Genomic DNA, 25,140 nt, shown 5'->3' with positions numbered 1-25,140 from the left:
TTAATCAAGTAGTAGAAAAATCAACTAGCCCAGTAATTCTTGCCTTCAGGTAGGGTGAGGATTTCAACGCCATCTTCAGTAACAGCTAAGGTATGCTCACATTGAGCAGAAAGTTTGCGATCGCGCGTCACCGCAGTCCATTTATCACTGAGAACCTCGACTTCGTAAGTACCTTCATTAATCATTGGCTCAATAGTGAAAACCATCCCTGGTCTGAGGCGCTTGCCTTTACCGCGTGTGCCATAGTGGGGAACATCCGGCGCAGTGTGGAAAATGTTACTGATGCCGTGTCCAACGAAATCTCGCACTACAGAAAAACCTTGGGCTTCAGCATACTCTTGAATGGCTGCACCAATGTCGCCAATGCGTCCCCCAGGTTTAACTTCAGCAATACCCAGGCGCAAACACTCTTCTGTCACCTCTACCAGCTTTCTGGTTTTTGGAGAAGGAGTACCAACAAAAAATGTCTTGGATGTATCGCCGTGATAACCCTCAACAATCGGCGTGACATCAATATTAATGATGTCACCTTCCTTGAGAATTTGCTTGGCGTTGGGAATGCCGTGACAGATTACCTCATTTACACTAGTGCAAATCGACTTCGGATAGCCCTTATAGCCAAGGGGTGCGCTTTTTGCTCCATGCGCTTGCGTCCAACGTTCCGCTTCATCATTGAGTTCAAGAGTGCTAACCCCTGGTTTCACGAACGGTTCTAGATGCTGGAGAAGTTTGGCTGCTAAACGCCCAGCTTGACGCATTTTGTCTAATTCTCGTTGGGATAAAATAACAATTAGTTCAGTTTTCATCAACTTTTTTCATCAACTTTTATAGAAACACTCGGTAAGGGTAAAACTCAGTCCCTTTTGTCAACAAACAACGGTTTGGTTTAAATCCCCGGCTACAAGAGAAGCCGTAAGTATGTAAGTCTTGTTCTGTCTTGCAAAGTTGCTCCTTTAGTGCGCTTCTGGTGCGTCCGCTTTGCGATCGCGCATCCTGCGGCGGGGGAGACCCCAAGACCGCAATGCAGCGCTGTCTTGAGAAATCGCTCCACTTGGGGCTTTGCCCAAGACCGCGTTTCTCGCTAAATTACCGTTACAAAACTGTACTTCCGACTTCCGACTTCCGACTTCCGACTTCTTTAACTAAAGTATCTTTCATAAACATAGTTAACCCTGTCTGTGCAGCTCTTTGTGCAGCATCAGCAACCTTTAGGCTATATAAGCTCTCCTCTGGGGTAACGTACAAAGGAGTGCCATCAAAAAGATGGTCTAACACCATATTCGTGTCTTTGGCGAACAAACCCCGGCGAGGACCAACCTCTATAGGTGTTGTTTCCCCTGGCTGGATCAGAAATCCTGTGTCGCCATCAAAAATTAAACCACCTTTTTCACCGTGAACTTCAAACTTGCGTTCTGATTGCCAAATACTTTCGCCTTTGCCATAAATTACTTGGGCTAAAAGTCCACTGTTAAAGCAAATGTCACTAGTGCAGAAACAGGTTTGGTAATATTCCGGTTCTATTTCCCAATATCGCTGGTGACAGTTAACTGTAAATACTTTACCAAACAAATCGGTGAGACGATGTAGGCGAGACAGGGCACCAATTAAGGGAAAACCGAACAACTCGTGGTTATAAGTCCATTTGCGGGGTGCAGGATTCTGGGAATTGATGGTGCTGTAGCGAACATAAAACACCTCACCAATTTTGGCTAAGTTTTGCTTCAAGGCTTGATGTAAACCACCCAAAATTTCTAGGTGTTCAACGTGCAGAAGTTTTTGTTGGGCTTTGGCTAAGGCAATCAGTTCTTCAGCTTCGACTACATCCAATGAAAGGGGATACTCTACAATTAGGTGTTTGCCGTTGGTAAGGGCTGCACGAGCGATCGCACCATGATCTCGATTAATTGTGCAAATCACCACTAGGTCTATATCTTCACGCTCTACTAGCTCTTGCCAAGAACTCAACGCTTCAATCTGGTATTCTTTGGCAAAGGTTTCTGTTTTTTCTGCGGTATGACCAACAACTGCGACTAAATGCGATCGCTGATCATCAAGAAATGCCTTAGCCCGAAACGTTGCCGCATAGCCAGTACCTACCAAACCTACACGCACTCTTGCTTTTTCCAAAGCTGCTTCTGGATTATACATGATCCTCGCTAGTTCTGTTTTTCATCCTGCCAGTTTCCTAAAAGGCGCTAATTTACAAGCGTCTAACCCCAAAAAATCAGGTGATTAAAAAATCTGATCCAATAATTATCATAGCGATCGTGGAGCGTCTCGTAGAGAAGCGCAGAAGGCACTTAAATTTACGGAGTCGTTGCGGTAATTTTTGGATTACCAACTTCAAAGCTTATTTTTTCTCGCTCATAATAATATTGACAAAATATCTAAGTAGGTAGGTGTAATTAAACATAATATCAAACCTCACCCTCAATCCCTCTCCGAACTCACGGAGAGGGAAGCCGGAGGCAGGGTGAGGTTTTATATTTCATTTGACCCACTTACTTACCTGATCGAATGAAACATTTTTGTTTTTCAGGAAAGTTGAGGATCTCTTGTGCGTAAGTCCGACAAAATATCGGTGGCATTAATCCTATTCATGTTTTTTCATCCCTAAGATAGTTTTTTTTAATCACAGGCTGACTAGGGCAGGAAATTATATAAATAAAACTTATCGGGATTAAGCAACTAAATTTCATTACTAATCGGGTTCAATTTCCAGTTACATCGTTTAATTTTTCTCGTAGTATCAGAATTGAAGCAAATTTTAATGAGCGGCTAATCCCACAGAATAGCCGTGACCTTTGCCTTAAGATAACTTATACTGCCGTTTGCAAAAGAGAGGATTACTCAATGGCAAGTTTTAAAGTCACACTAATCAACGAGGCCGAAGGGCTGAACCAAACACTTGATGTTGATGACGATACCTATATTCTAGACGCTGCTGAAGAAGCTGGTCTTGACCTGCCTTACTCTTGCCGCGCTGGTGCTTGCTCGACCTGTGCAGGTAAACTCGTAAAGGGTACCGTTGATCAGGGTGATCAGTCATTCTTAGATGACGATCAAATAGAAGCTGGATATGTACTCACCTGTGTCGCTTACCCAACCTCTGACGTGACAATCGAAACTCACAAAGAAGAAGAACTCTACTAAGAGTTAGTCCCCTCAACGATAAACCTCTTGCAAGAGTGACTAATGTTGACAAAATAGAAGCACCGCATCTAGGGTTAACACCTTAGCAATGCTGTGTGTATTTCTGAAAGCGACTTTGACAAAAAGCCTAATTTTGTGTTGAGCAGGAACACAGTAAATTTTGTGTTCCTGCTTAATTTTTTAAGTATGCTTAAAGTTTAGTCTCTTTGCTGAGAATTTGAATCTGAGTGCCAGGATAGTAGAATTGGAGAATTTTTGGACTTGACCAACCTAATTTAGCTAAATTTTGAGCGCCAGTTTGACTCAAGCCAACTCCATGTCCTAATCCACCACCAATAAAAGCATATCCCCACAGTTCGGGTTTGCCTTTATTCAGGGGTTCTATGTAAAATAGCGTACTCTTAGGAGCAGCAAAGGCACTACGAACTTCATCTTTGTGGAGAACAAAGGTGCTACGATCAGTTTTAACCGCGAGTTCAAGGATGCGTCCACTCTGGCTTCGCTTCACTACTGCCATAGCCTGAATTGTCTTAAATTTGGCATCGGGACTGTTTTTCACCTGCAAAAATTTCTGCAAGTCCTTGCTAATATCCTTTAAAGGGGTTTCCTTGTGCCAACGAAACATATCCCACTTGCTTTCATTAAATCCTTGTTGGGTATTAATAAATTTTTGAAAGTTCTTTTCATCTGCTAAACTCTGCTTAGACAAGTTCCAAAAATTAGTCGCAGCATCCAGTACAGGACGCAGATAGGGACGATCATCGCCATTCCAGACATCGCTGAAGGAGGCGGTAACACCACCAGTCGTGGAAGAATACAGGGCGTCTACTAGTTCATTGTTATATGTTAGTACTTTACCCCTGGTTGAGGCGATCGCCAGGTCTGTTTTGGCAGTCGCTCCATTCAGCCCATAATAAACTTGGCAGTGAGTATCAGCACACAACTGATAGTTATCTGCGGCAAACCTGCGTAAATTTCTCAAGGCATAAGTTCGCGCCAGAATTGCTTGAGCTTGCAGGGACGCTGTTGGTGCATCCGTGCCGATTTCGTAAGGCAAAACCCCACGCAAATAAGTTTCTAAAGGTACTTGATTAACTAGAGTGTATGTGCCGTAGGCATTTGGCTGCAAATTCAGTCGTCCGGCATAAAGACGAGCAAATTCTTGCTTTTCGCTTTTATTCACCCGAATCAAGTTTTTATCAGTGCTAATTTCTAAATCATTCGGGCTGTAGCGTTTACCATCCACTACCCAACTCACTCGCGGCACTTGTTTTAAAATTTTAGTATCAAGATATACTTTTTCTTTGGTAGAAGCTTGGATGTTCTGAAATAGCAAGCGTCGCAGTAAAGGAGTGCTGTAAACATCTCGTTTTGCCCAAACCTGCCAGCGTTCTGGCTGGGCTATTTCCACTTCTATTCCCTGAGAACGCCATTTCTTAGCACTGTCTTCGGCATTTTCAAAGGTGCGATATGTGCCTAAAACTACCACTTCTTCGACTGCTGACTGGGGTAAAGCTTGCATTACTGTTTCTAGCTTTACAGGGTTCTTGGTAACTAGGATTTGCTGATTGTTGCCCGTTTTAAATTTTAGCTTTAAGCGATCGCCTTTTGTGGGTTCTAGTTGCAGCTTGGCTGTGGGTTTATCGCCAAATCGCTGTACAATCCCAATTTTCAGTTCCATATCCTGGATGTTGCTCTCAGGCCCTGATGCAGCAGTTAGTCCCAATAGACAAAATGTTGTCAGCAGAGTGTGGGAAAAACGCCAAAACGAAAATTTCATGGCTACCTGATTCTGCCCCTGAATGCGGCGTTGGAGCTGATTTTCCAATTGCTTTGTAGCGCGGTTTTTTTGTCGCATGAATGCTCCAATGATACCATTACCAGTTTTGCCCAAACTACTTGCAAAACGAAGTCATAATGACTATGATTTATTTAGAGACAGAAAACAGAACTAGTTGGATAAACTCCTTATGGTTAGAGTCCAAGAAATTCCATTAAATCAGATAAAACGGCCATTGCCCCGTGTAAACGATCCAAATAAAGTGCAAGCTTTAATGGAATCGATTGCGGAGATTGGGCAGCAAGAACCTATAGATGTCCTAGAAGTAGATGGACAATATTATGGTTTTTCTGGTTGCCATCGGTATGAAGCTTGCCAGCGTTTAGGCAAAGAAACCGTTTTAGCCAGAGTCCGTAAAGCACCCCGGAGCGTTTTGAAGATGCACTTGGCATAGGGAGTGGGGAGTGGGGAGTGGGGAGTGGGGAGTGGGGAGTGGGGGGATGAGGGAGATGAGGGGGATGAGGGGGATGAGGGAGATGAGGGAAATAACCAATGCCCAATGCCCAATGCCCCATGCCCAATGCCCAATGCCCAATGCCCCATGCCCCATGCCCAATCATCAAATTACATATAACCTAATTAGGAGAAAATTATGTCATCGAAAGTAACAGTTAAAAATATAAATATCGGCATTGACGAGGGAAGTAGGGCTAAAATTGCTGAGGGTTTATCTCGCCTGTTGGCTGATACTTATACACTGTATCTGAAAACTCATAACTTCCATTGGAATGTAACGGGGCCGATGTTCCAGACGTTACATCTGATGTTTGAAACACAGTATACAGAATTAGCTTTAGCAGTTGATTTAATAGCCGAGAGAATTAGAGCGCTTGGCTATCCGGCACCCGGAACCTACAGCGAATATGCCAAACTGAGTTCGATTCCAGAAACTCCCGGAGTTCCTAAAGCCGTAGAAATGATCCGCTTATTAGTGGAAGGACAAGAAGCCGTAGTCAGAACTGCACGGTCTATTTTCCCCGTGGTAGAGGAAGTTAGCGACGAACCTACCGCCGATTTATTGACTCAGCGGATGCAAGTACACGAAAAGACAGCTTGGATGTTGAGAAGTTTACTGGAAGAATAGAAATAGGGAATGGGGAATGGGGAATAGGGAATAGGGAAAAAACTTAATCACCAATGCCCAATTCCCAATGCCCAATACTTCGACTTCGCTCAGTACAAGTGCCTAATGCCCAATTGCCAATGCCCCATGCCCAATACCCAAAAGTTGCAAGATTTAATGCAACAAGTGGGTATTTCTAGTTTTAAAGCGCTCAGTCGCGCTGCTGGTGTCTCAGAGCGTCAACTTTTGCGGTTACGCCAAGGAAAGCTAGAGCAGATGCGGCTTGATGTGTTGCTCAAGCTGTCGCCAGTGCTAAAGATGCCTTTGAATGAATTAATCACAACTTTTTCAACCGTAGAGTTGTTACAACAGAAAGCAGCACCTACTCAGGAATTATTAGAAGAAATTGCAGATTTAAGAAAAGAGTACCAGCGATCGCAGCTGCAACTAGAACAGCAGCGAGAAATATTACTACAAGAATTCCAGCAGTCGAGTTTGCAACTGCTGGAGTCTTTATTATTACAATGGCCAACAGCAGCACAGAAAGCGCAAGAAAATCCACAGCTAGCAGCAGTCAAAATAGTACCATTGGTGCAGAAACCCCTAGAAAAACTTTTACAAGCGTGGGGAGTGGAAGCGATCGCACCCGTGGGAGCAGAATTACCTTATAACCCCCAACTGCACCAATTGATTAAGGGAACTGCACAACTAGGTGAAATAGTCAAGGTGCGCTACACTGGCTACCTTCAAGGTGAGAAGCTGCTTCATCGAGCCAAAGTGAGTCCGTTTGAGTAAAATCAATATCTCTATGTCCCAGGTATCGCTCCCCCAATCGCTGCATCCAGACCTACCCCTCACGGCTCTTGCGCCCATGCAGGATGTAACAAACCTCTGGTTTATGAAGGTGATTGCCCACTACGGCAGTCCTGACTACTTTTTCACCGAGTATTTCCGCGTCAATGAAACCTCACGGCTGAATCGTAGCATTCTGGCAGCAATCACCGAAAACGACACGGGTCGCCCCGTTTTTGCTCAAATGATTGGCGAAAGCATTCCAGACTTAGTAAGAACAGCAAAGGAACTCTGCAACTATAATATTGCTGGAGTTGACTTGAACATGGGGTGTCCAGCACCTAGAATCTATCGCAAAAATGTTGGGGGTGGATTGCTACTCTTACCAGAAAAAGTGGATCGGATTTTGGGAGAAGTGCGTTCTGCTGTCAACGATCGACCTTTGACCGTCAAGATGCGCGTAGGGTTTGAAAATACAGATAACTTTTACGAAATTCTAGATATAATCAATCGCCACAGCATTGATTTGCTGAGTTTGCATGGTCGCACGGTGAAAGATATGTACCACGGGGCAGTGAAATATGATTTGATTGCTGAAGCGGTCAGACGAGTCGATTGTCCAGTGCTTGCCAATGGCAATATCGACTCTGCGACAACTGCTGTTGAAGTGCTTTCTCAAACGGGGGCGGCGGGTGTGATGGTGGGACGCTGGGCGATCGGCAATCCTTGGCTTTTTAATCAAATTCGGCAGGCTTTGCGCTTCGAGACGATCGCACCCGTTCCTTTAGTAGAGGTACGGAACTATATTGATCGTTTATGGCAAACCCCTACAGCAGCAACTATGCCAGAGCGATCGCGCGTAGGCTACCTCAAAATGTTCCTCAACTACATTGCCCTGAATGTTGACGCTGAAGGTGATTTCCTGCGGCTGATGCGACAGACCCAAACCGAGGTAGAACTGTTTAACCTCTGCGATCGCTTTCTCCTTGCTGATCAAAAGAAAACTTTAGCTTTAGCACCCTCCTTGAGCGTGTAACTGTGGACAACAAATCTAATTCGGCCATAGAAATTTAATAATGACTTAGAATCCCCCGATTGAAAATCGCTACGGTGTACACACATCTCTACACACTATGCAAAACATCGTAAGATCCCCCTAAATCCCCCTTAAAAAGGGGGACTTTGAGAATTTTTTTTGCCCCCCTTTTTAAGGGGGGTTGGGGGGATCAAAAGGCTGTGGGGCAACCTTCCAACACTTGTGTGTACACCGTAGATTGAAAATCGGGGGAGACCCCAAGACCGCAATGCAGCGCTAAATCCCCGTCACAAAACTTACTTCCGACTTCCGACTTCCGACTTCCGACTTCCGACTTCTTTAACTATTCGTTCTTGGTATTCCTGCTCAGTGATCATATCGAGAGTGTTCTCTAAACGATCTACAAATACAATACCGTCGAGATGATCGTACTCGTGTTGAAAAATCCGAGCGATAAAATCGGTTAATTCTTGGTTTTGTAAGTTGCCTTGAGAGTCAGTGTATTCCACTTCAATAGCTTTATACCGAGGAACTAACCCCCGAATTCCTGGAACACTTAAACAACCTTCCCAATCTTTGACAACTTCAGTTGAATGAGCAATGATTTTGGGATTAATCATCGCAGTAGGTTCCATTTCCGGGGCGTTGGGATATCTAGCATTAGGATGGGAAGCCACAATAAACAAACGATAGGATTGTGCTACTTGAGGCGCAGCAATTCCCACCCCGTTAGCCTTGGCAACAGTGGCGATTAAGTCTTCAATTAGTTTTTGGATATCCTCATCTTGAATATTCTCAACCCAAGCAGCTTTTTGGCGCAATGTTGGATTCCCTAATTGAATGATTGGCGCTAATTCAGTCATCATAAAACTCCTTTAAGTAATGGGGAATGGGGAATGGGGAGTGGGGAGTGGGGAGTTAGGAGTGGGGAGTTAGGAGTGGGGAGTTAAAAGTTAGGAGTTAGGAGTTAGGAGTTAGGAGTTAGGAGTTAGGAGTTAGGAGTTAGGTATTGGGAAGAATTCATGCCCAATGCCCAATGCCCAATGCCCAATAACAAATGACAAATGACAAATGACAAATGACAAATGACAAACATCATTCTTCCCGTCTCACGGGCAAAGCAGCAGGTTGGACACCTACTTGGACAATTTGCCCATTGCGTTCCACTTCTATTGGTAACTTAGTACCGATTTTGCTATTTTCTACTAGCTTTTGTACTTGTTCAATTTTACTAACAGGCTGGTTATTAATGCTTTTAATCACATCACCAACTCGTAGTCCAGCCACAGATGCAGGCGATCGCGGCACAATCTCAACCAGCAAAACCCCCTCATCTGCTGTAAGATTTAAGCGATCGCCTGCTATATTTTTGATTCTTTCTTTATTTTCTGGTGTCAATGTCACCATCTGAACACCCAAATAAGGATGATCGACCTTACCTGTAGCAATTAATTCTTGGGCAATCTTTTGCACAGTGTTGATAGGAATAGCAAATCCCAAACCTTGAGCGCCTCGGATAATCGCTGTGTTCATCGCAATCACTTGACCACGCGTATTTAACAGTGGTCCACCAGAGTTACCAGGGTTAATCGCAGCATCCGTTTGGATGTAATCAACCCGCTTGTCACTAGCACCGATATCGCTACTAGAACGACCTGTAGCACTAATAATCCCAGAAGTGACGGTATTATTCAAGCCTAATGGATTACCGATGGCAATTACAGCCTCTCCTGGTTGCAAAGAATCGGAGTTACCCACAGATAGAGTTGGCAGATTATTTGCATCAATTTTGATCGTAGCCACATCTGTTACTGGGTCTTCACCTAACACTTTACCATCAAAAGTCCGGCCATCTTTGAGTGTGACAGTTACTCTATCAGCACCATCTACCACATGGGAATTAGTCACAATTTGACCAGAGGAATTAATGATAAATCCAGAGCCACTACCTCGCTCTACCCGTTGTCTAGCTTGTGGCGCACTGTCTCCAAAAAACCGCCGGAAAAATGGATCGTTAAATTCGTCTGGTACGCGAGAAGTGATTGTTCGGGAAGAATCAATGCGAACTACCGCAGGTCCCACCTGTTGCACTACTTTTACCACAAAGTTAGGATCTCCAGACGACGAAATAATTGGTGGGGGGACAATTACCGGATTGGGTTCTATTCTCTTTTGAGCTTGAGTATCGCTTGGCCCAGTCTCAAAGGTCTTGGCTGGTACAAGAGAGCAGCTTCCCAAGAATACCACTGCTACCCCGTATGAGAGCATCCACAACCTATGGGGAAAACCCCTGGTATCAATCTTTTTGGGCGCTGAGTGATAGTTTGTTATCTTCATGTGTCGTTGCTTCTCCGTGTCAGTCAGTGGGTGTTAGTATCTTGCCTACCGAGTATGTCCCAAAATAATTACAACTTAAAAGCTTATTCTAGGTCTAGCGTGTCTCAACTTATATCTTGCACCAGGCGACTAGAAGTCGCGGCTACACAGGTAAAACCCGCCTGCGCGGGTTAAAAACCTTGATTTGACCTTAGTCCGCGTAGGCGGACTTCGTTTGTATAGCCAAGCCAGTGCGGGAACAGGGGGTTTCCACGCCACTTCCTTCAAACTCCTCCACCCCCGCAACGGAGTGGCTCCCCATGAGCAACTGGCGTGCGATTTCTAATCGCTAGGGCTAGGTCTAGCGTGTGTGAATGCTAAATTGGTGCTTTCTCTTCTATTGTGACAATTAGCAGCAAAGGTGGTGGATAATGGAAATTCCCATAGAAAGTCTGTGGAGTCAGGTACTAGAGCGCCTACAGCTTGAACTATCCCGACCCACCTTTGAAACTTGGATTAAAACTGCTAGTGCAGAGCGATTAGAAAATAATTGCTTGGTTATCCGCACTCCTAACCCATTTGCTCGTAATTGGTTACAGAAGTATTACATCAACACCATTGCTCATGTAGTACAAGATATTCTGGGTCATCCTGTGGGAATTTATATTACCGTTGCTCAAGGTGATGAAGTTTCTCATTTTAGTGAAGGAGAGGTTTCTTGGGAATCACCAAATCCCAGCAGTATTTCTGAAGCTGTCCCTAATCACAATCAAAAAACTACTGAATTGAACTCTAAATATGTCTTTTCCCGATTTGTAGTTGGTGCTAATAATCGGATGGCTCACGCTGCTTCTTTAGCAGTTGCAGAATCTCCAGGTAGGGAGTTTAATCCTTTATTTTTATGCGGTGGCGTAGGTTTAGGCAAAACTCATCTTATGCAAGCTATTGGTCATTATCGCTGGGAAATTTCTCCTGATTGTAAAATATTTTATGTTTCAACTGAGCAGTTTACTAATGATTTAATTACAGCAATCCGCAAGGATAGTATGCAAAGTTTTCGAGAACATTACCGAGCTGCTGATGTTTTATTAGTTGATGATATTCAGTTTCTTGAAGGAAAGGAGTACACACAAGAAGAATTTTTTTATACTTTTAATACTTTACATGAAGCTGGTAAACAAGTTGTGATTGCTTCCGACCGTCCTCCTAACCAGATTCCTAGTTTGCAAGAACGTCTTTGTTCTCGGTTTTCTATGGGGTTAATTGCAGATATCCAAAAGCCGGATTTAGAAACTAGAATGGCAATTTTGCAAAAAAAAGCCGAGGATGAAAATATTAGTCTTCCCTGCGATGTGATTGAGTATATTGCTTCTAACTATACTTCTAATATTAGAGAATTAGAAGGAGCTTTAATTCGGGCGGTGGCTTATATTTCTATTTGGGGCTTACCGATGACGGTGGAAAATATCACACCAGTTTTAGAACCGCCTAACGAAAAAATGGCAGCTACCCCAGAAGCAATTTTAAAGGTTGTAGCTGGTAATTTTGATCTTTCAATAGACGACCTCAAAAGTAACTCACGAAGAAGAGAGATTAGCTGGGCGCGTCAAATAGGAATGTATCTAATGCGTCAACATACATCCCTGAGTTTGCCGAGAATTGGCGAGGAGTTTGGTGGTAAAGACCATACGACGGTGATCTACAGTTGCGATAAAATTACCCAACTTCAGGAAAGCGATCGCAGCTTATCACAAACTCTACGTCAACTGAGCGATCGCATCAATATGACTAGCCGTTCCCAAAAACCATCGTGAAGATATATTTTAAGTTTTCCACAACCAACACTCTGATTATTAGCATTGACGGCTGAATCCTGACGTCGAGAATATTAAGTAATGTATAAAAATTGATTAAATTTAACTTAGATTATGGAAAAAACATTACTTTTTGTGGAAAAAACTGGGGAAAACTTGATATTTTCTAGTAAAACTTAATTAAGTATAATTACCTTGTGGAAAAGTACTTGAGTTTTTCCACAAGTTTTCCACAGGTAGTTAACTTACCTGATATTATATCCGATTTAACACTCGCATCCTCCCTGCCACTTAGAGATTTCAGCCTAGCCACAAAGTAAAGGAAGTGCGATCGCACTCCCCCAGGTCAACACCATAAAATACAATGGTTTTAAGGCTCTAGCTTAATTAAATGGTTAAAATAAAATTGTGATGTATTGAAGAAAAATTCAGAATTCAGAATTCAGGAGCGGAGCCGGAGACGCTCCTCGGCTTGGCGTCAGAATCAATCACTCGGTGATTCAGCCCGCGACTGAATTGTTGCACCACCAAATCGTAAATTTGGTGGGGGTATTAAACCCGGTTATTCATCCGCCAGTCATACAGAATACCCAACTGAATTCTGACTCCTGACTCCTGAATTCTGTTTGATAAATTTGAATTTCACCAAGTTAAAAAGTTGTAAATATTACCTTGTGTTGTTATGTATACTAATCAAAAACTATCTGAAATTCTATCCGCTTTAGAGAATTTATCCAAAGTGGAATTAATGGCTAAGTAGGTAGGCACAAATTAACCTAACTATGTAACAAAATGTAAAACCGCCAAAGTCCTTGTGATTGCTTCGTTACACTCCGTTTCACTCGCAATGACATACTTATAAATTTTCCCACCCACCTACTTATTAAAAATATAATTGATTCTCTTCTTTTGAATAAAAAGGTAGATAGTACAAGTGTTTTATCTTTGATGAATAGTGAACAAAATGACGCTTTGAGTGAATCTATAGAAATATATGTCAAAGAATCTGGATTAATAGAAAATACTAATTATATTTCTAAAGCTATACCTAATCAACCGTGGGTTCAAAAAATTATTGGTGCAAGTGGTGTAACAAGTAGAAAAGATGCTGGTGTAAGGGAAATAAAAAGAGAAATTGAAAAATCTATTTTTATACCAAAAAGCCGTAGACCTTCAGGAATTTGGAAAGGAAAAGTAAGTATGCCAGATAATTTTAACGATTTATCAAGCGATATTGTTTCTGACTTTGGCATGGAAAAATAATAAAATTGTTGCTTGATACTTGCGTTCTAATATGGTTCCTTGAAGAAAATTCATGCATTTTACCTGAAACTTATGAAGAAATTGCAGATTTAGAAAATGAAGTATTTGTTAGTGCTGTTAGTGCTTGGGAGATTGAAATAAAAAGAGGCAAAGAAGGTTTTGAATGCCCTGATGATTTATTAGCCGCTATCATCTCTAGTCAGTTGAATGTTTTACCAATCACAATTATTCACGCTATTAAGGCAGGGTCTTTACTTATACACAATAATCATAAAGACCCTTTTGATAGAATGTTAATAGCACAAGCAATGATATAAAAAATGGTTTTAGTTACCAGTGATAGTAAAATAATAGGTAATTATGCAATTGCAGTGTTACCTGCTACAAAATTATAAAAATATTTTCTAGGAGTTGAAATTTCCATTTGCTTACTTATTACTTAATGTAGAATCTGGAAAGACAAAAACCAAACAAAAACCACATATCGATTCTCTAAAAATTCCTTATGCCTTTATGGTCTGGGGAATTGTTTTTTATGCGGCTACCAAGTTCTGAGGGGAGCAGCAACCACAACCCGAAAACCCGCGTGGTCGTACCTAATGTCACGGGCGTTCCAGCCGCGAAGCGCCGAACGTTTGCTCGGATTGCTGAACTGAATGCCCAGTACGCTGATTTGCCAGCAGATTTTTCGGATTTGTCCCTCGTGGTAATTTCTGAACGCCTGAATGTCGCTGCAATTGCCACACTGGATAAAGATTTTGATATTTATCGGCGCTATCGGAACCAACCATTTCAACGAGTTTTCTACCCTTAAGCAACTTTGTCAGCGATCGCCTATGAACAATAAGGATGTTAGGATATCTTTCACCAGCTGAATCTCACTATGAAATTAGTTTGCTCCCAAAGCGATCTCAGTACAAACCTCTCGCTCGTCAGTCGTGCAGTACCCTCACGACCAACTCATCCAGTACTTGCCAATGTGCTGCTACAAGCGGATGCTGAAACTAACCAAGTCAGCTTAACAGCCTTTGATCTCAGCTTGGGAATCCGCACCAGCTTTAACGCAGAGGTATGGCAAGGAGGCGCGATCGCACTTCCTGCTAAATTACTTGTAGACATCACCTCTCGTCTTCCAGAAGGCGAAATCACTCTTGATGATGAATCAGCCCTCACAGGTGCAACATCTAGTGGCGAAGGTTTAATTGTCACACTCACACCCAAGAGTGGACATTACCAAGTACGAGCAATGGAGCCTGGAGAATTTCCCGAACTACCTATAATTGAAAATACGGAAGTAATCTATCTCACCACCGCTTCATTAATTGAAGGCTTACGCGGTTCATTATTTGCTACCAGTGCTGATGAAACCAAGCAAGTATTAACTGGCGTGCATTTAACAGTTAAACAAGATACCCTAGAATTTGCAGCTACCGACGGACATCGCCTAGCAGTGGTAGAAACTAGCAACGAGCGTCCTTTAGGCGGAACTAGTGAACTAGAAGTGACAGTACCAGCTAGAGCATTACGCGAACTGCAACGAATGCTAGCTCATAGCGCCTCATCAGATGAACCGGTAGCTTTATATTTCGATCAAGGTCAAGTTGTGTTTGCATGGCAAAATCAACGCTTGACTAGTCGCACATTAGAAGGGCAATATCCTGCCTATCGGCAACTAATCCCGCGCCAATTTGAGCGACAAGTGACAATTGATCGGCGACAATTTGTCAGCACTTTAGAGCGGATTGCTGTGCTAGCCGATCAGAAAAATAATATTGTCAAGGTAAGTATTGATAGCGAAGCTCAAGAAATTACCTTATCTTGTGAAGCTCAAGATGTGGGCAGTGGTAGAGAGTCAATGCCAGCACAGATTTCTGGGGAAAATATTGAGATTGCCTTTAACATTAAATATTTAATGGAAGGCTTGAAAGAATTACCATCTTCCGAAATTCAAATACATTTAAATCAAAGTCTGACTCCAGTGATTTTTACGCCATTGGGCGGTTTGAAAATGACCTATTTAGCTATGCCTGTGCAACTGAGAAGTTGAGTTAAAAGGGCGGTTAGAAACCGCGTCTACACAGGCAAAACCCACCTCCGTGGGTTAACAAGCCTTGATTTTGTGTTAGTCCACGGAGGTGGACTTTGTTTGTGTAGCCGCGAATTCTATTCGCCGTGGCTCTGGCTTCCCTACAAGGGAAGAGGAGTAAGATTCAAAATCTCTCTCCTTTTAGGAGAGAGATTTAGAGAGAGGTTTTCCAGATATCTCGTTCCCAGTCTCCGACTCTTAATGCATTCCGAGAGGCTCCGCCTCAAGACTTGCGGCAGAGCCGCTATGAGGTGCATTTCCAGCCTCTGGCTGGAAACGAGGTTTTAAAAGGCTTTCACGGCACTAGAGAGCCAACCTACGGGAGTTGATGGTGCTATTTGGTGATTTGTTTAATCGGAATTTCAATCCAAAATTCTGTACCTAAACCTGACTCTGAATCACATTTAAATACACCACGGTGTTTATCCACGACAATCTGATAACTAATTGACAACCCTAAGCCAGTGCCTTTTCCTACTGGCTTAGTAGTGAAAAATGGGTCGCAGATTCTTGCTTTTAGAGGCTCCGGTATTCCTGGTCCATTATCTGCAATGCGAATTACTACACTCTTGACATTGCCTTCCATCTTTCCAAGAGCAGTAATGATGGTAATTTGACTGCTATGAGGATTTGATTGAGATTTGCTATAATCTTCTAGAGCATCGATCGCATTGCTTAAAACATTCATAAATACCTGATTTAGTGGCCCAGCATAGCACTCAATCAAGGGAAGGTCGCCGTACTCTTTGACTATTTTAATATCCGGGCTTTCCGGCTTTGCTTTCAAGCGATGCTGCAAAATTAGCAAGGTGCTATCAATGCCCTCGTGAATATTAACTGGCTTCATTTCCGCCTCGTCAAGGCGAGAGAAATTTCGTAAACTCAAGACAATCTGACGGATGCGATCAACCCCAATTTTCATGGAAGATAAAGTTTTGGGCAAATCCTCGATGAGAAATTCTAAGTCTATCTCGAATGCGCGATCGCGAATCTCAGAGCTGGGGTTAGAGTCATTTTGCAAATACAGGTCTAGAAGACTGAGTAAATCTTGAGCGTAATCGTTGACATGATTGATGTTGCCATAAATGAAGTTTACCGGGTTATTAATTTCGTGAGCAACACCAGCTACCAGTTGACCGAGTGAGGACATTTTCTCAGTTTGGATCAGTTGGATTTGAGTTTGCTTTAAATCATCCAAAGCTAGAGTCAACTTTTCGGTCTGCTCCTTGGTCTGATTATGCAATTGAGCTTGTTGAAGCGCAACCCCTAGCTGATTGGCAATTTGAGTGATGAACTGAACTTCTGAGCTTTCCCAATGGCGGGGGGCAGAATTCTGATAAACTGCTAGTAAGCCCCATAGCTGTTGCCCGACAAATATGGGTGCGATCGCATAAGCCCTTGCTTGAAATTGCTCCAAAGTTTTAATGTGACACTCAGCATGACCAGCTTTATAGATGTCATCAACTGCAAAGGTTTCATTGTGACGATATCGCCCACCTTGGGTTTGCTGCAAATAACTATCTTCCCAAACTGTCTTCTTATCGAAACCTACTACTTTTACCCAGTTCTCACCTACAAATTCGGCGATATATTCACCACTCCAATCAGGCTGGAACTGGTAGACTGCAACTCGATCCGCTTGTAATGATTTACAGATTTCTTGGGTGGTTGTCTGAAAAATCGCATCTAGATTAAGAGATTCCCTAACTTTGGCAACAACTTCAAACAATGCCCGTTGTTGTTCTGCTGCTTGTTCCAAATCTAACGCTTGCTGTCGGGTCTGAGTAAGTAAATTAGCTTGCTGGACTGCTACCCCCATTTGAGCCGCAATCTGACTGAGAAAGTTAACTTCAGAGGCTTTCCATTGCCGAGATCCAGTGTGTTGATAAGTTGCCAACAAACCCCAAAGTTTTTGCCCAACAAAAATCGGAGCAAGCACAAAAGCCTGAATTTGAAACTGCTCTAGATTATCGATATGACACTGAGCAAACCCCATCTTATAGATGTCATCGACTGCAAATGTTTCATTGTTGCGGTAGCGTCCTCCCTGTGTATTTTGTAAGTAAGTGTCATTCCAAATTGTATTAATACCTAGTTCGGACTCATTCGACCAGTATGGACTAGCAGCCTCGAAATCGCCGACAAATTCTCCACCCCAATCAGAATCGAAACGATAAACAGAAACGCGATCGGCTTTGATTAATTGACAAACCTCTTTAGTAGTGGTTTGAAAAATGGTATCTGTCTCCAGAGATTCCCGAATCTCGGCAATAACTTGAAACACAGCCTGTTCTTGTTCAGATGTGCGTTCTAACTCAACTGTGCGTCTTTTAACTTGTTTTTCTAAATTTTCATTGAAGACTTGTACTTGTTGATATAGTTCATACTGCTGAACTGCTGAACCAAAGTGTTTACCTAGTTCTCTAGCCAGATCAATCTCTTCATCCATCCATTTTTGAGCTTGAGCCTTTTTAGATTCGCGCCAAACCTCAAAGGATAAACGGGGGTACAGTTGCCTTCGATCGCTGTCATACTGCCCCGCCCAGAGAGTTTCTGTATCTATTTCGTCACGGAAAATACTTAAGTAGCCCAGCAACTGCTGACGATACTGGAGTGGGATCATCAATATGCTGCGAATTTTTGTTGGTTGAAAAGCAACTTGCAAAGTTCGCAAGCCAGAAGTTTTATATATATCTGAAATCGCCCAAACATCATAGTTACTAGACTTGTAGTGTTCCTGCCAGACACTATACTGCTCGATTAGTGGATATATAGTTTGTTCTGGCATTACAGGTTGCTGTCCACAGATATAAAGCTTGATACAATTATTTCCTGGTATTAAGCATTCTGTTAAGCTGGTCACGTTGCCATTGTGGGAATCAAAAGCGGCATTTCTCATGCAAAGCCTGCCACCAACACCATTAAAGGCAGCAACAGCCGCTTCTAGGGCTGGCTGTAATACAATCGTGGGTAGTGAATGTAGTAAAGTAGCAACCCGGTTAATAATCGCTTCCCGTTCGGCTGTTTTGCGGACTTGAGTCAGAAGGGTACTTTGAGCGATCGCTACTGACAGTTGATCCACTACCATCTGTACTGCTTCTAGTTCATATTCTGAAATCAAACGCGCTTGGGAATTATGAGACACCAGCAGCCCCCAAAGTTGATCTTGATAGAGAATAGGCGCTACCACAGAGGACTTTACCCCCATTGCCGTCAAATATTCAACATGACATGGGTCTACAGGGCGGTAACGGATCTCCTCTAATATAGTTTCTCCATTTTCCAATTCATGGAGGTGACTTTGACCAATCTCTTGAGTATCAACATTCACAACAGAACGCACCCGTGATTTAATAAATAGTTCACGGGCGGCGAGTGGAATATCATCAGCAGGGAAATTCAGCCCCAGTAGCGACGGCAACCGATTTTCGTAAATTGACTCAGCAATCACTTCACCACTGCCATCGGCATGAAATTTGTAGATCATCACTCGGTCAGTTTTTAGTAGCGATCGCACCTCAGCCGTTGTTACTGTGATAATCTCTTCCAACTCTAAGCTTCGTCGGATACGGTTTGTAATGCGGCGTAGTAAACTTTCTTCATGGCGACATAAGGACAAATCTTGTTCAGGGTTGGAGGTCATTGCTTATAGCAAAATAAATTAATAATTTGCAAACTGAAGATAACTAAATCTAAAGCCATTTTGAGATTTATTTTATCCATTTGTCTACAGTGAAACTACGGGCAAATCATTAATAAAAATCTTTGTTTACTCTTTAGAACAATTCACCAACACATCACAAAAACAGACGCTAAAAGAATGGCGTCTGTACTAGCTATAAGAAAAGATTCTTGCTTTTTAGTTTTGAGTTTTCGTCAAACATTGCCGTAGGAACAAATTAAACTCTTATGTTGTCAGCAAAACGGATTTTAAGATAGTCGTCTTCCATCTTTGCCCCTGCTGGTTGTAGTGCTGCTAAGGCTTGGGGCAAAACTAAGTTACGACGGTGGTTGCCAATAGTAATGTTTAATTCATCCCCATTTTTGCTCAGTTGAACTTGATTTTTAGGAATCCCAGGTAAGTAAATTTCTAAGCTGTATTGGTTCTGCTCTTGTACGACTCTCATAGTCGTTTCTTTGTAATAAACCTGAGTTGGATCTTCATCTTTATAGAGCGTTTCCTTCAGGCGTTCTAAGGCAGCCAATCCGCACATTTCCTCAGAAAATAGTGGAACTTCTTTCACCGGTAGAGGGTGGAAATTATCATGGATTTCCTGGCGATATTGCTCCTGACTTTCCTTCCAACGTTGGAAAAATGGGTCTTGGACAACACTAGGAATAATCCGATTAGCTACTATTAAATCTGTAGCGACATTATACAAACTCAGATAAGCATGGGCGCGAAGAGACTCTTTAATCACCATCTTTTCGGGATTTGTTACCAGACGCACTGAGGTTTGAGTATTGTCTGTTAATACTTTTTCCAGAGCTTCAATTTGTTCATAAAACTCATAAGGTGCATCCATCACTTCTTTATCTGGTAGCGAAAAACCAGCAATTGGTCTAAAAAAAGGTTCAACCAGAGGCCGAAGTGCTACGGAGATGTTTTGAAATGGTTTGTAAAAACGGCGCATATACCAGCCACCGACTTCAGGTAAACTCAGTAAGCGTAGTGCTGTGCCAGTGGGGGCTGAGTCGATAATTAAGACATCAAACTCCCCTTCATCGTAATGGCGTTTCATCCTTACCAAGCCAAAAATCTCATCCATGCCTGGTAAAATGGCCAATTCTTCCGCCTGTACGCCGTCTAAACCCCTTGCCTGTAAAACTTGGGTAATGTAACGTTTCACAGCCCCCCAGTTTCCTTCCAGTTCTTGCAGCGCATCCAATTCAGCACCCCACAGATTTGGGCGAATTTTTTGCGGTGCATGTCCCAGTTCCATATCAAAACTGTCTGCCAGGGAGTGAGCGGGATCTGTACTTAAAACCAATGTCTGATAGCCTAGTTCCGCACAACGGAGTCCAGTTGCAGCAGCGACGGAAGTTTTGCCCACGCCGCCTTTACCGGTCATCAAAATTACACGCATAGATGCTTCTGTCCTGCCTGAGGATTTTATTACATTTATTTACAATTTAGCCTATATTGCTATAACTTAGTAAATACAAGGCTTTTAAACACATAGGCAAAGTAAGGCACTTCCAAATAAAAAAATACTCAACAATTTCTTGTGGGGTGGGCATCTTGCCCACCTGGGCTACGGGCGGGCGAGACGCCCACCCCACAAGATTGGATAATTTATTTGTTGGAAGTCCCTAATGTCTAATTCTTATCTGAATTAGATTTAAAATGATCGCCAAAACCGTATTTGTGAAAAGCAAATGTATATTTTTTGACTTATTACTTTTGGCTCACTAGACACCCAATACCATCTTTACACTAAAAATACTTGGAGTATTACTTGAAGTATTTTGACTATATGCTCTCTAGAGAAATAAACATAAAAAAGTCCACAGGTTTATGATGCCGTGGACTAGGTGCTTTTGGGTCGTAAACTGATTTACTGGTTTAACAGCCCGATAGCCATCTCAAGGTGCATCTTAGCCTTGTGCAAGTTGAGTAGACTCTCTTGGTCGTATCTGTCAGGATAGCTCATCGCTTTGCCCTCCATTCCCAGTAGGCTTTAGTCCGTAACGCCTACACAAGTTTCTCAACTCAGCAATGGTTTTAATTTCGAGTTCTGACCTTGTGAACATAAAATAGAGTTACCCATTTGTAAAAGTGGTATCGGTGGTGAACTTGTTTGACCGACTAGGAACACCACCGATTTAAAAGTCTATGCCGACGCTTGCATCCACTTCAAGTTATAGTTACGTTTCTACATAAATGCCTAAGTCTAAAGGTAAGCCCGAAAATTTCGATAATCCACCAAGCAGAGATTTGACAGAAAATGTTACTTTTAGAGCTACAAAGGAAATGAAAGAAGAGATACAGAAACAGGATAACCCGGCACAATTTTGCAGGGATGCTGTCCAAGAGAAGCTAGATAGGAATAAAGGGAAGTAGTACTTAATTGTTTAACTATCATTAATCTGAGTAAATAAAAATACCTCTAGATATCAGTTCTAAAGGTATTTGCTATGATGGGTTTTTATCGAACAGAATTCAGGAGTCAGAAGTCAGAATTCAGCCCCGGAAATATTGGGTTTCGCCCTGGCTCTAAGAGGATGTTTGAAAAGTCCTCTTATCGGTAGCAAAAAGTTCTAGATCCCCCTAAATCCCCCGATAAATTGGGGGACTTTGATTCCGGTTCCCCCCTTTTTAAGGGGGGTTAGGGGGGATCAATAAGTGCCTAAAATCACAGCCAACCACTTTTAAAACATCCTCTAAGTTTACTTCTGATTCCAGAGACTTAAAAATGCTTGAGAGATAGCTGGGGTGATCTGACTTTGTAAGTAAGTTAGTGCATCACGATGGTTTTGATTGTTGTCATCATAATAAGTGAACACATTCGTCAGCTTGACAATCTCAGGATTTTGATCATTTGTCCCCCTCCATTTGTTAGTAACTTTGTGTAAAATGTCCTTGGGTATATTTTGTTGTAAGTTATTTAACGCTGCGATGTAAGAAGGATTTTGAGGATTCTTTTTGAATTGGAAGCACAAATCTATCAGCTTGAGTTGTGACTGGGGCTGCGGCTGTGGCTTATCTGTTAAACTAGGTTGCTGTAGAATTTGACGCTGTTCAATAGTGGCAATGCCATTTTCTGTTAAGCCCTGAGATTTCTGAAATTTCTTGACTGCTGTATAAGTGGCTGGCCCATAAAAAGGTAACTCTTTTGGAATTTCGGCATTGGTTGCAAAACCGTGAAACTTCAATCTATTCTGAAGTCCTTTAACTGTATCTTCCATTACAGTTCGAGTCTCGGAATCAGCGTTACCATTTACTACAAGTTTTTGTGAGTATTGTTTCTGAAACTTTTTAATCGCTTCTTCAGTAGGATCATCTGTCAAGGAGTTGTTATTCCGCTTCCAGGGAGCAAATTTTGTGAGATCAGGCTTAGGATCAATCTCAGGAGCTAAATATCCCAGCCCAATCAATATATGACGGATGACTTCAGGGCTACTAACGACCATTCTTTTTGGTTCCTTTGCTACTAAACTACCATTTAATGTATCTGGTTTTACAAAAACTACGTAAGTAGAAATAAATAAATCTAACATATCTTGTTAAGGCGTTGCAAAAGTTAAGCGATGTGTGACGACAAGCTGCAACTCTTTGAGACGTTCGGCGTCGGCGACTACACACCGGGAAAAAGAAAGATGGTTTTAAGTCTTGATGCGCGATCGCTTCTTCTCAACTATTGATGATACTACGCAATGTTTCCTTGACACCAGCTTGCAACCGGCTCTCCGTACTTGTGCGATCGCTCTGAAAAATGCCCACCTCGATCAGCAAGCGCAGACTTATGCTCAAGAATTGGAGCGATCGTTTTTAGCATCTCATTCCTCAGTAGCCAAAAAACCAAACTCCGATTTAATATTCCAGTGCTTACCATCGTGAACCAGCAAGGTTAATTTGTCAGCAGTAAATTCAAAATGCAACTGATGCTTTTCAAACTCTGGCCAAGCAGCTTTAAAGTTTTGCTTTGTTAAATCCCGAAACGCAACTGTTATATGGGGCGCAAAAGGGCGGGTTTTAGAAACCTGATCAACAATTCCCAAGTTGCTTTCTGTATAAGCCATTAAATCAGCTTGCAAACTTAAAAGCTCTTGACTTATGGCGACATTAATGTATATGACACGAGGCGCAAAGGCATCAAACCCCCTGAGTGTAATTGCTAGGGGCTGTTGTCCACTAGCAAACTCCTTCAAAGATGCTTCTAGCAGTGGTAAGTTAGCATCTGCCCATTCAAAGGGCGGTTGCAGGGTAATATGAGGCGGAGACTTTAGCGCCCCACTACTAGCATAGCGATCGGCAAAGTACTGCTTAATCTGGTTAGCGTAGTCTTGAATGTCTTGCGGTGGTAAAAGGGCGATAAAAAAACGGCTCATTCCATTTTAGATTTTGGATTTTGGATTATAAGATTATTGCTGTTGAGTATTGAACGGCAAACGCCCAAAGGATATTAGATGATGATAATAGATATAGCGGTGCGTTACGGCTGGATGATCTGCGATCGCACCTAGATATCTAATTGTCACAGATGTGTCCCCTATTGGCAGATAGTAGGCGACATATCCATGAGAAAAAAATCACTGTAGTTCATGTATATTGCTACTCAAACGCTACTCAAAATAGTCATAAATTAAGCAGGATGTCTGTTGTAACTGGAGTTAAGAAGCTGATGCCGTGGTTTGTAAAGATTGAAGAAGGCAAAGTTGACAAACCTACCTTTGACCAGTATGTAGTACCTGCCCACAAAGCCTACATTCAGGATTTGATTGCTAAAGGACATAAAGCGCGAACAGGCTATTGGGCACAGCAAAGAGGCGGGATGTTGCTGTTTGAGGCAGCCTCAAAGGATGAAGCAGAAGCAATTGTCGCTGATGACCCCTTGGTGCAACACGGTTGCGTCAACTATCAGCTTTATGAATGGCGAATTGTTATGGAATAACACACACTTACTGACTTTTAATGTTATGCTTTTAAAAGACCTGGATCTATGCGATCGCAACACCCAAATCTTGTCAGAACCGGAAGGTAGCAGCAACACGGGAGGCTTGTGGTAGGCGTAGTCTCCGGGTCGCCCTATTTTTAGGAGCATTCAGCAATCATGCCTGGTTTTGGAGATATTGTTCAAAAAGCTTTTTACCTCGGTGTTGGATTAGCTTCTTACGCAGGTGAGAAAGCAGGGGGAAAATTAGCCGAAGTGCGATCGCAAGTCCAAAAACTGGCAGATGAAATGGTGGCAAAGGGCGAAATGAACACAGAAGAAGCCCGCCGCTTCGTTGAAGATATGATGAAGCAAGCCCAACAGCCCCAAGCATCTGGTGAAACCTCACCAGAAACACCCCCTTCTGAACCTCGCCGCATTGAAATTTTAGAGGAAGATGAAGAACCAACGGTGAAAGAGGGATCAACTGATGAGAATGTGGATAAATTACGCGATGAAGTGCTAAAGCTGCAAGACGAGTTAAAACGATTGCAACGCGATTAATAAAAAGCATTCTTTGATCGAAATATCACTTCAGATAGAAACTTGATAAGATACATTGCCTAGTGTGTACTCTAGTGCTTCAAGCCAGATAGCACAAACCGTCTTGTTTATAGCCTGTAAAGGCGTCAAGTTTATGGAACAGTGGCAAAAAGATTTAGTAGAAATCGTCGAAACAGTGGCTGATGAAGTAGAGCGTTTCTTCCTGGGAATGAGTGAAATGGTAGACGCTTTTTTTGAGATAACGGAAGAAATGACCGAGCAAGTCCCTAATATTGTCACTGAAGTCGATCAGTATTTACAGGATTTGGCTGAACCAATATTAGAAGCTTACTGGGAACTGGAAGACATTGTAGCAGATGTAGATCCGGGTTTTCCTTATTCAGTTGAACCCACTGCCGAAAAAAATCCTGCCTGTATCGGCTGTACTCACTACCACGGGCAAGTTTATAGTGGTAATTTGTTAGTTTGTGCCATGCATCCCCACGGTTGCGAAGATGAGAATTGTCCAGATTGGGAGAAGGAAGAGTATTGAGAGACGCGATTAATCGCGTCTCTACAAGAGACGCGATTAATCGCGTCTGTACAGGAGTTATAAAATTACTAAAAGGACGTAAATACA

The 25,140-nt window shown here is 42.5% G+C and carries 23 protein-coding genes, 1 other RNA gene and 1 pseudogene; 15 read left to right on the top strand and 10 right to left on the bottom strand.

Annotated elements, in window-relative coordinates:
• Positions 1 to 20: 20 nt before the first annotated feature.
• Both map and V7K27_RS30365 read right to left on the bottom strand, forming a co-directional pair.
• Complete coding sequence (gene map, locus V7K27_RS30370; protein ID WP_334952246.1) at positions 21 to 806, bottom strand: type I methionyl aminopeptidase; 786 nt, start codon at positions 804 to 806, stop codon at positions 21 to 23.
• A 286-nt stretch (positions 807 to 1,092) separates the two neighbouring features.
• On the bottom strand, positions 1,093 to 2,148 hold the full coding sequence (locus V7K27_RS30365; protein WP_334952245.1) for a Gfo/Idh/MocA family protein: 1,056 nt from the start codon (positions 2,146 to 2,148) through the stop codon (positions 1,093 to 1,095).
• A gap of 705 nt (positions 2,149 to 2,853) precedes the next feature.
• On the opposite strand from V7K27_RS30365, the gene V7K27_RS30360 reads away from it, so the two are divergent.
• Positions 2,854 to 3,153: a ferredoxin gene (locus V7K27_RS30360; protein ID WP_300419210.1), complete on the top strand. Its 300-nt coding sequence runs from the start codon at positions 2,854 to 2,856 to the stop codon at positions 3,151 to 3,153.
• Between the two features lie 190 nt (positions 3,154 to 3,343).
• Here V7K27_RS30360 and V7K27_RS30355 read toward each other — a convergent pair whose 3' ends face one another.
• Positions 3,344 to 5,011 (bottom strand): SpoIID/LytB domain-containing protein, encoded by a 1,668-nt coding sequence (locus V7K27_RS30355; RefSeq protein ID WP_334952244.1) that lies wholly within the window; start codon positions 5,009 to 5,011, stop codon positions 3,344 to 3,346.
• A gap of 112 nt (positions 5,012 to 5,123) precedes the next feature.
• Here V7K27_RS30355 and V7K27_RS30350 point away from each other — a divergent pair, with 112 nt between their 5' ends.
• Complete coding sequence (locus V7K27_RS30350) at positions 5,124 to 5,387, top strand: ParB N-terminal domain-containing protein (RefSeq protein WP_094329374.1); 264 nt, start codon at positions 5,124 to 5,126, stop codon at positions 5,385 to 5,387.
• Here V7K27_RS30350 and V7K27_RS30345 read toward each other — a convergent pair.
• On the bottom strand, positions 5,273 to 5,536 hold the full coding sequence (locus V7K27_RS30345; protein WP_334952243.1) for a hypothetical protein: 264 nt from the start codon (positions 5,534 to 5,536) through the stop codon (positions 5,273 to 5,275). The two genes, V7K27_RS30350 and V7K27_RS30345, sit on opposite strands and share 115 nt — an antisense overlap.
• A gap of 49 nt (positions 5,537 to 5,585) precedes the next feature.
• Here V7K27_RS30345 and V7K27_RS30340 point away from each other — a divergent pair, with 49 nt between their 5' ends.
• The 3 genes from V7K27_RS30340 to V7K27_RS30330 all read left to right on the top strand — a co-directional run bounded on the left by V7K27_RS30340 (position 5,586) and on the right by V7K27_RS30330 (position 7,884).
• A complete protein-coding gene (locus V7K27_RS30340) occupies positions 5,586 to 6,077 on the top strand; it encodes a Dps family protein (RefSeq protein WP_334952241.1) in 492 nt (163 codons plus the stop codon).
• A gap of 105 nt (positions 6,078 to 6,182) precedes the next feature.
• A complete protein-coding gene (gene grpE, locus V7K27_RS30335; RefSeq protein WP_442947660.1) occupies positions 6,183 to 6,851 on the top strand; it encodes a nucleotide exchange factor GrpE in 669 nt (222 codons plus the stop codon).
• A 13-nt stretch (positions 6,852 to 6,864) separates the two neighbouring features.
• A complete protein-coding gene (locus V7K27_RS30330; protein WP_334952239.1) occupies positions 6,865 to 7,884 on the top strand; it encodes a tRNA-dihydrouridine synthase family protein in 1,020 nt (339 codons plus the stop codon).
• 296 nt (positions 7,885 to 8,180) lie between these two features.
• Here the strand turns inward: V7K27_RS30330 and def are convergent, their stop codons facing one another.
• Both def and V7K27_RS30320 read right to left on the bottom strand, forming a co-directional pair.
• Positions 8,181 to 8,747 (bottom strand): peptide deformylase, encoded by a 567-nt coding sequence (gene def / locus V7K27_RS30325; RefSeq protein ID WP_334952303.1) that lies wholly within the window; start codon positions 8,745 to 8,747, stop codon positions 8,181 to 8,183.
• Between the two features lie 232 nt (positions 8,748 to 8,979).
• Positions 8,980 to 10,221: an HhoA/HhoB/HtrA family serine endopeptidase gene (locus V7K27_RS30320; RefSeq protein WP_334952237.1), complete on the bottom strand. Its 1,242-nt coding sequence runs from the start codon at positions 10,219 to 10,221 to the stop codon at positions 8,980 to 8,982.
• Positions 10,222 to 10,631: 410 nt separating this feature from the next.
• Here V7K27_RS30320 and dnaA point away from each other — a divergent pair, with 410 nt between their 5' ends.
• The 5 genes and pseudogenes from dnaA (at position 10,632) to dnaN (ending at position 15,324) form a co-directional block, all read left to right on the top strand.
• On the top strand, positions 10,632 to 12,014 hold the full coding sequence (gene dnaA, locus V7K27_RS30315; RefSeq protein WP_334952236.1) for a chromosomal replication initiator protein DnaA: 1,383 nt from the start codon (positions 10,632 to 10,634) through the stop codon (positions 12,012 to 12,014).
• Between the two features lie 948 nt (positions 12,015 to 12,962).
• Positions 12,963 to 13,277 (top strand): hypothetical protein, encoded by a 315-nt coding sequence (locus V7K27_RS30310; RefSeq protein WP_334952234.1) that lies wholly within the window; start codon positions 12,963 to 12,965, stop codon positions 13,275 to 13,277.
• A 5-nt stretch (positions 13,278 to 13,282) separates the two neighbouring features.
• Positions 13,283 to 13,594: a type II toxin-antitoxin system VapC family toxin gene (locus tag V7K27_RS30305; protein WP_334952233.1), complete on the top strand. Its 312-nt coding sequence runs from the start codon at positions 13,283 to 13,285 to the stop codon at positions 13,592 to 13,594.
• Positions 13,595 to 13,911: 317 nt separating this feature from the next.
• Positions 13,912 to 14,091, top strand: a pseudogene (locus V7K27_RS30300) (VapC toxin family PIN domain ribonuclease); the annotation flags it as partial.
• Between the two features lie 69 nt (positions 14,092 to 14,160).
• Positions 14,161 to 15,324 (top strand): DNA polymerase III subunit beta, encoded by a 1,164-nt coding sequence (dnaN, locus tag V7K27_RS30295; RefSeq protein WP_334952232.1) that lies wholly within the window; start codon positions 14,161 to 14,163, stop codon positions 15,322 to 15,324.
• A 373-nt stretch (positions 15,325 to 15,697) separates the two neighbouring features.
• Here dnaN and V7K27_RS30290 read toward each other — a convergent pair whose 3' ends face one another.
• Positions 15,698 to 19,006 (bottom strand): GAF domain-containing protein, encoded by a 3,309-nt coding sequence (locus V7K27_RS30290; RefSeq protein ID WP_334952230.1) that lies wholly within the window; start codon positions 19,004 to 19,006, stop codon positions 15,698 to 15,700.
• A gap of 256 nt (positions 19,007 to 19,262) precedes the next feature.
• Positions 19,263 to 20,450 carry a TRC40/GET3/ArsA family transport-energizing ATPase gene (locus tag V7K27_RS30285; protein WP_334952229.1) on the bottom strand — a complete coding sequence of 396 codons (1,188 nt, stop codon included), beginning with the start codon at positions 20,448 to 20,450 and terminating at the stop codon, positions 19,263 to 19,265.
• A 797-nt stretch (positions 20,451 to 21,247) separates the two neighbouring features.
• On the opposite strand from V7K27_RS30285, the gene V7K27_RS30275 reads away from it, so the two are divergent.
• A complete protein-coding gene (locus tag V7K27_RS30275) occupies positions 21,248 to 21,427 on the top strand; it encodes a hypothetical protein (RefSeq protein WP_334952228.1) in 180 nt (59 codons plus the stop codon).
• Positions 21,428 to 21,753: 326 nt separating this feature from the next.
• Here the strand turns inward: V7K27_RS30275 and V7K27_RS30270 are convergent, their stop codons facing one another.
• Both V7K27_RS30270 and V7K27_RS30265 read right to left on the bottom strand, forming a co-directional pair.
• Complete coding sequence (locus tag V7K27_RS30270) at positions 21,754 to 22,584, bottom strand: peptidoglycan-binding domain-containing protein (RefSeq protein WP_334952226.1); 831 nt, start codon at positions 22,582 to 22,584, stop codon at positions 21,754 to 21,756.
• A gap of 279 nt (positions 22,585 to 22,863) precedes the next feature.
• A complete protein-coding gene (locus V7K27_RS30265) occupies positions 22,864 to 23,415 on the bottom strand; it encodes a 2'-5' RNA ligase family protein (RefSeq protein WP_334952225.1) in 552 nt (183 codons plus the stop codon).
• Positions 23,416 to 23,708: 293 nt separating this feature from the next.
• Here V7K27_RS30265 and V7K27_RS30260 point away from each other — a divergent pair, with 293 nt between their 5' ends.
• The 4 genes from V7K27_RS30260 (at position 23,709) to V7K27_RS30245 (ending at position 25,053) form a co-directional block, all read left to right on the top strand.
• On the top strand, positions 23,709 to 23,978 hold the full coding sequence (locus V7K27_RS30260) for a YciI family protein (protein WP_334952301.1): 270 nt from the start codon (positions 23,709 to 23,711) through the stop codon (positions 23,976 to 23,978).
• Positions 23,979 to 24,015: 37 nt separating this feature from the next.
• An RNA gene (gene ffs, locus V7K27_RS30255) (signal recognition particle sRNA small type) lies at positions 24,016 to 24,112 on the top strand.
• 25 nt (positions 24,113 to 24,137) lie between these two features.
• On the top strand, positions 24,138 to 24,521 hold the full coding sequence (locus tag V7K27_RS30250) for a phasin family protein (protein ID WP_334952224.1): 384 nt from the start codon (positions 24,138 to 24,140) through the stop codon (positions 24,519 to 24,521).
• 133 nt (positions 24,522 to 24,654) lie between these two features.
• Entirely contained in the window at positions 24,655 to 25,053 is a 399-nt protein-coding gene (locus V7K27_RS30245; RefSeq protein WP_334952222.1) for a hypothetical protein, read from the top strand.
• Positions 25,054 to 25,140 lie beyond the last annotated feature (87 nt).

It is taken from the genome of Nostoc sp. (assembly GCF_036919575.1).
Lineage (GTDB): Bacteria > Cyanobacteriota > Cyanobacteriia > Cyanobacteriales > Nostocaceae > Nostoc.
The sequence above is the reverse complement of the archived record's forward strand: the minus strand, read 5'-3'. Positions and strand labels throughout refer to the sequence as shown.

Coding starts and splice junctions, on each gene's coding strand:
- map (WP_334952246.1), bottom strand. CDS start 806: ATGAAAACTGAACTAATTGTTATTTTATCCCAACGAGAATTAGACAAA.
- V7K27_RS30365 (WP_334952245.1), bottom strand. CDS start 2,148: ATGTATAATCCAGAAGCAGCTTTGGAAAAAGCAAGAGTGCGTGTAGGT.
- V7K27_RS30360 (WP_300419210.1), top strand. CDS start 2,854: ATGGCAAGTTTTAAAGTCACACTAATCAACGAGGCCGAAGGGCTGAAC.
- V7K27_RS30355 (WP_334952244.1), bottom strand. CDS start 5,011: ATGCGACAAAAAAACCGCGCTACAAAGCAATTGGAAAATCAGCTCCAA.
- V7K27_RS30350 (WP_094329374.1), top strand. CDS start 5,124: ATGGTTAGAGTCCAAGAAATTCCATTAAATCAGATAAAACGGCCATTG.
- V7K27_RS30345 (WP_334952243.1), bottom strand. CDS start 5,536: ATGGGGCATTGGGCATTGGGCATTGGGCATGGGGCATTGGGCATTGGG.
- V7K27_RS30340 (WP_334952241.1), top strand. CDS start 5,586: ATGTCATCGAAAGTAACAGTTAAAAATATAAATATCGGCATTGACGAG.
- grpE (WP_442947660.1), top strand. CDS start 6,183: ATGCCCAATTGCCAATGCCCCATGCCCAATACCCAAAAGTTGCAAGAT.
- V7K27_RS30330 (WP_334952239.1), top strand. CDS start 6,865: ATGTCCCAGGTATCGCTCCCCCAATCGCTGCATCCAGACCTACCCCTC.
- def (WP_334952303.1), bottom strand. CDS start 8,747: ATGACTGAATTAGCGCCAATCATTCAATTAGGGAATCCAACATTGCGC.
- V7K27_RS30320 (WP_334952237.1), bottom strand. CDS start 10,221: ATGAAGATAACAAACTATCACTCAGCGCCCAAAAAGATTGATACCAGG.
- dnaA (WP_334952236.1), top strand. CDS start 10,632: ATGGAAATTCCCATAGAAAGTCTGTGGAGTCAGGTACTAGAGCGCCTA.
- V7K27_RS30310 (WP_334952234.1), top strand. CDS start 12,963: ATGAATAGTGAACAAAATGACGCTTTGAGTGAATCTATAGAAATATAT.
- dnaN (WP_334952232.1), top strand. CDS start 14,161: ATGAAATTAGTTTGCTCCCAAAGCGATCTCAGTACAAACCTCTCGCTC.
- V7K27_RS30290 (WP_334952230.1), bottom strand. CDS start 19,006: ATGACCTCCAACCCTGAACAAGATTTGTCCTTATGTCGCCATGAAGAA.
- V7K27_RS30285 (WP_334952229.1), bottom strand. CDS start 20,450: ATGCGTGTAATTTTGATGACCGGTAAAGGCGGCGTGGGCAAAACTTCC.
- V7K27_RS30275 (WP_334952228.1), top strand. CDS start 21,248: ATGCCTAAGTCTAAAGGTAAGCCCGAAAATTTCGATAATCCACCAAGC.
- V7K27_RS30270 (WP_334952226.1), bottom strand. CDS start 22,584: ATGTTAGATTTATTTATTTCTACTTACGTAGTTTTTGTAAAACCAGAT.
- V7K27_RS30265 (WP_334952225.1), bottom strand. CDS start 23,415: ATGAGCCGTTTTTTTATCGCCCTTTTACCACCGCAAGACATTCAAGAC.
- V7K27_RS30260 (WP_334952301.1), top strand. CDS start 23,709: ATGCCGTGGTTTGTAAAGATTGAAGAAGGCAAAGTTGACAAACCTACC.
- V7K27_RS30250 (WP_334952224.1), top strand. CDS start 24,138: ATGCCTGGTTTTGGAGATATTGTTCAAAAAGCTTTTTACCTCGGTGTT.
- V7K27_RS30245 (WP_334952222.1), top strand. CDS start 24,655: ATGGAACAGTGGCAAAAAGATTTAGTAGAAATCGTCGAAACAGTGGCT.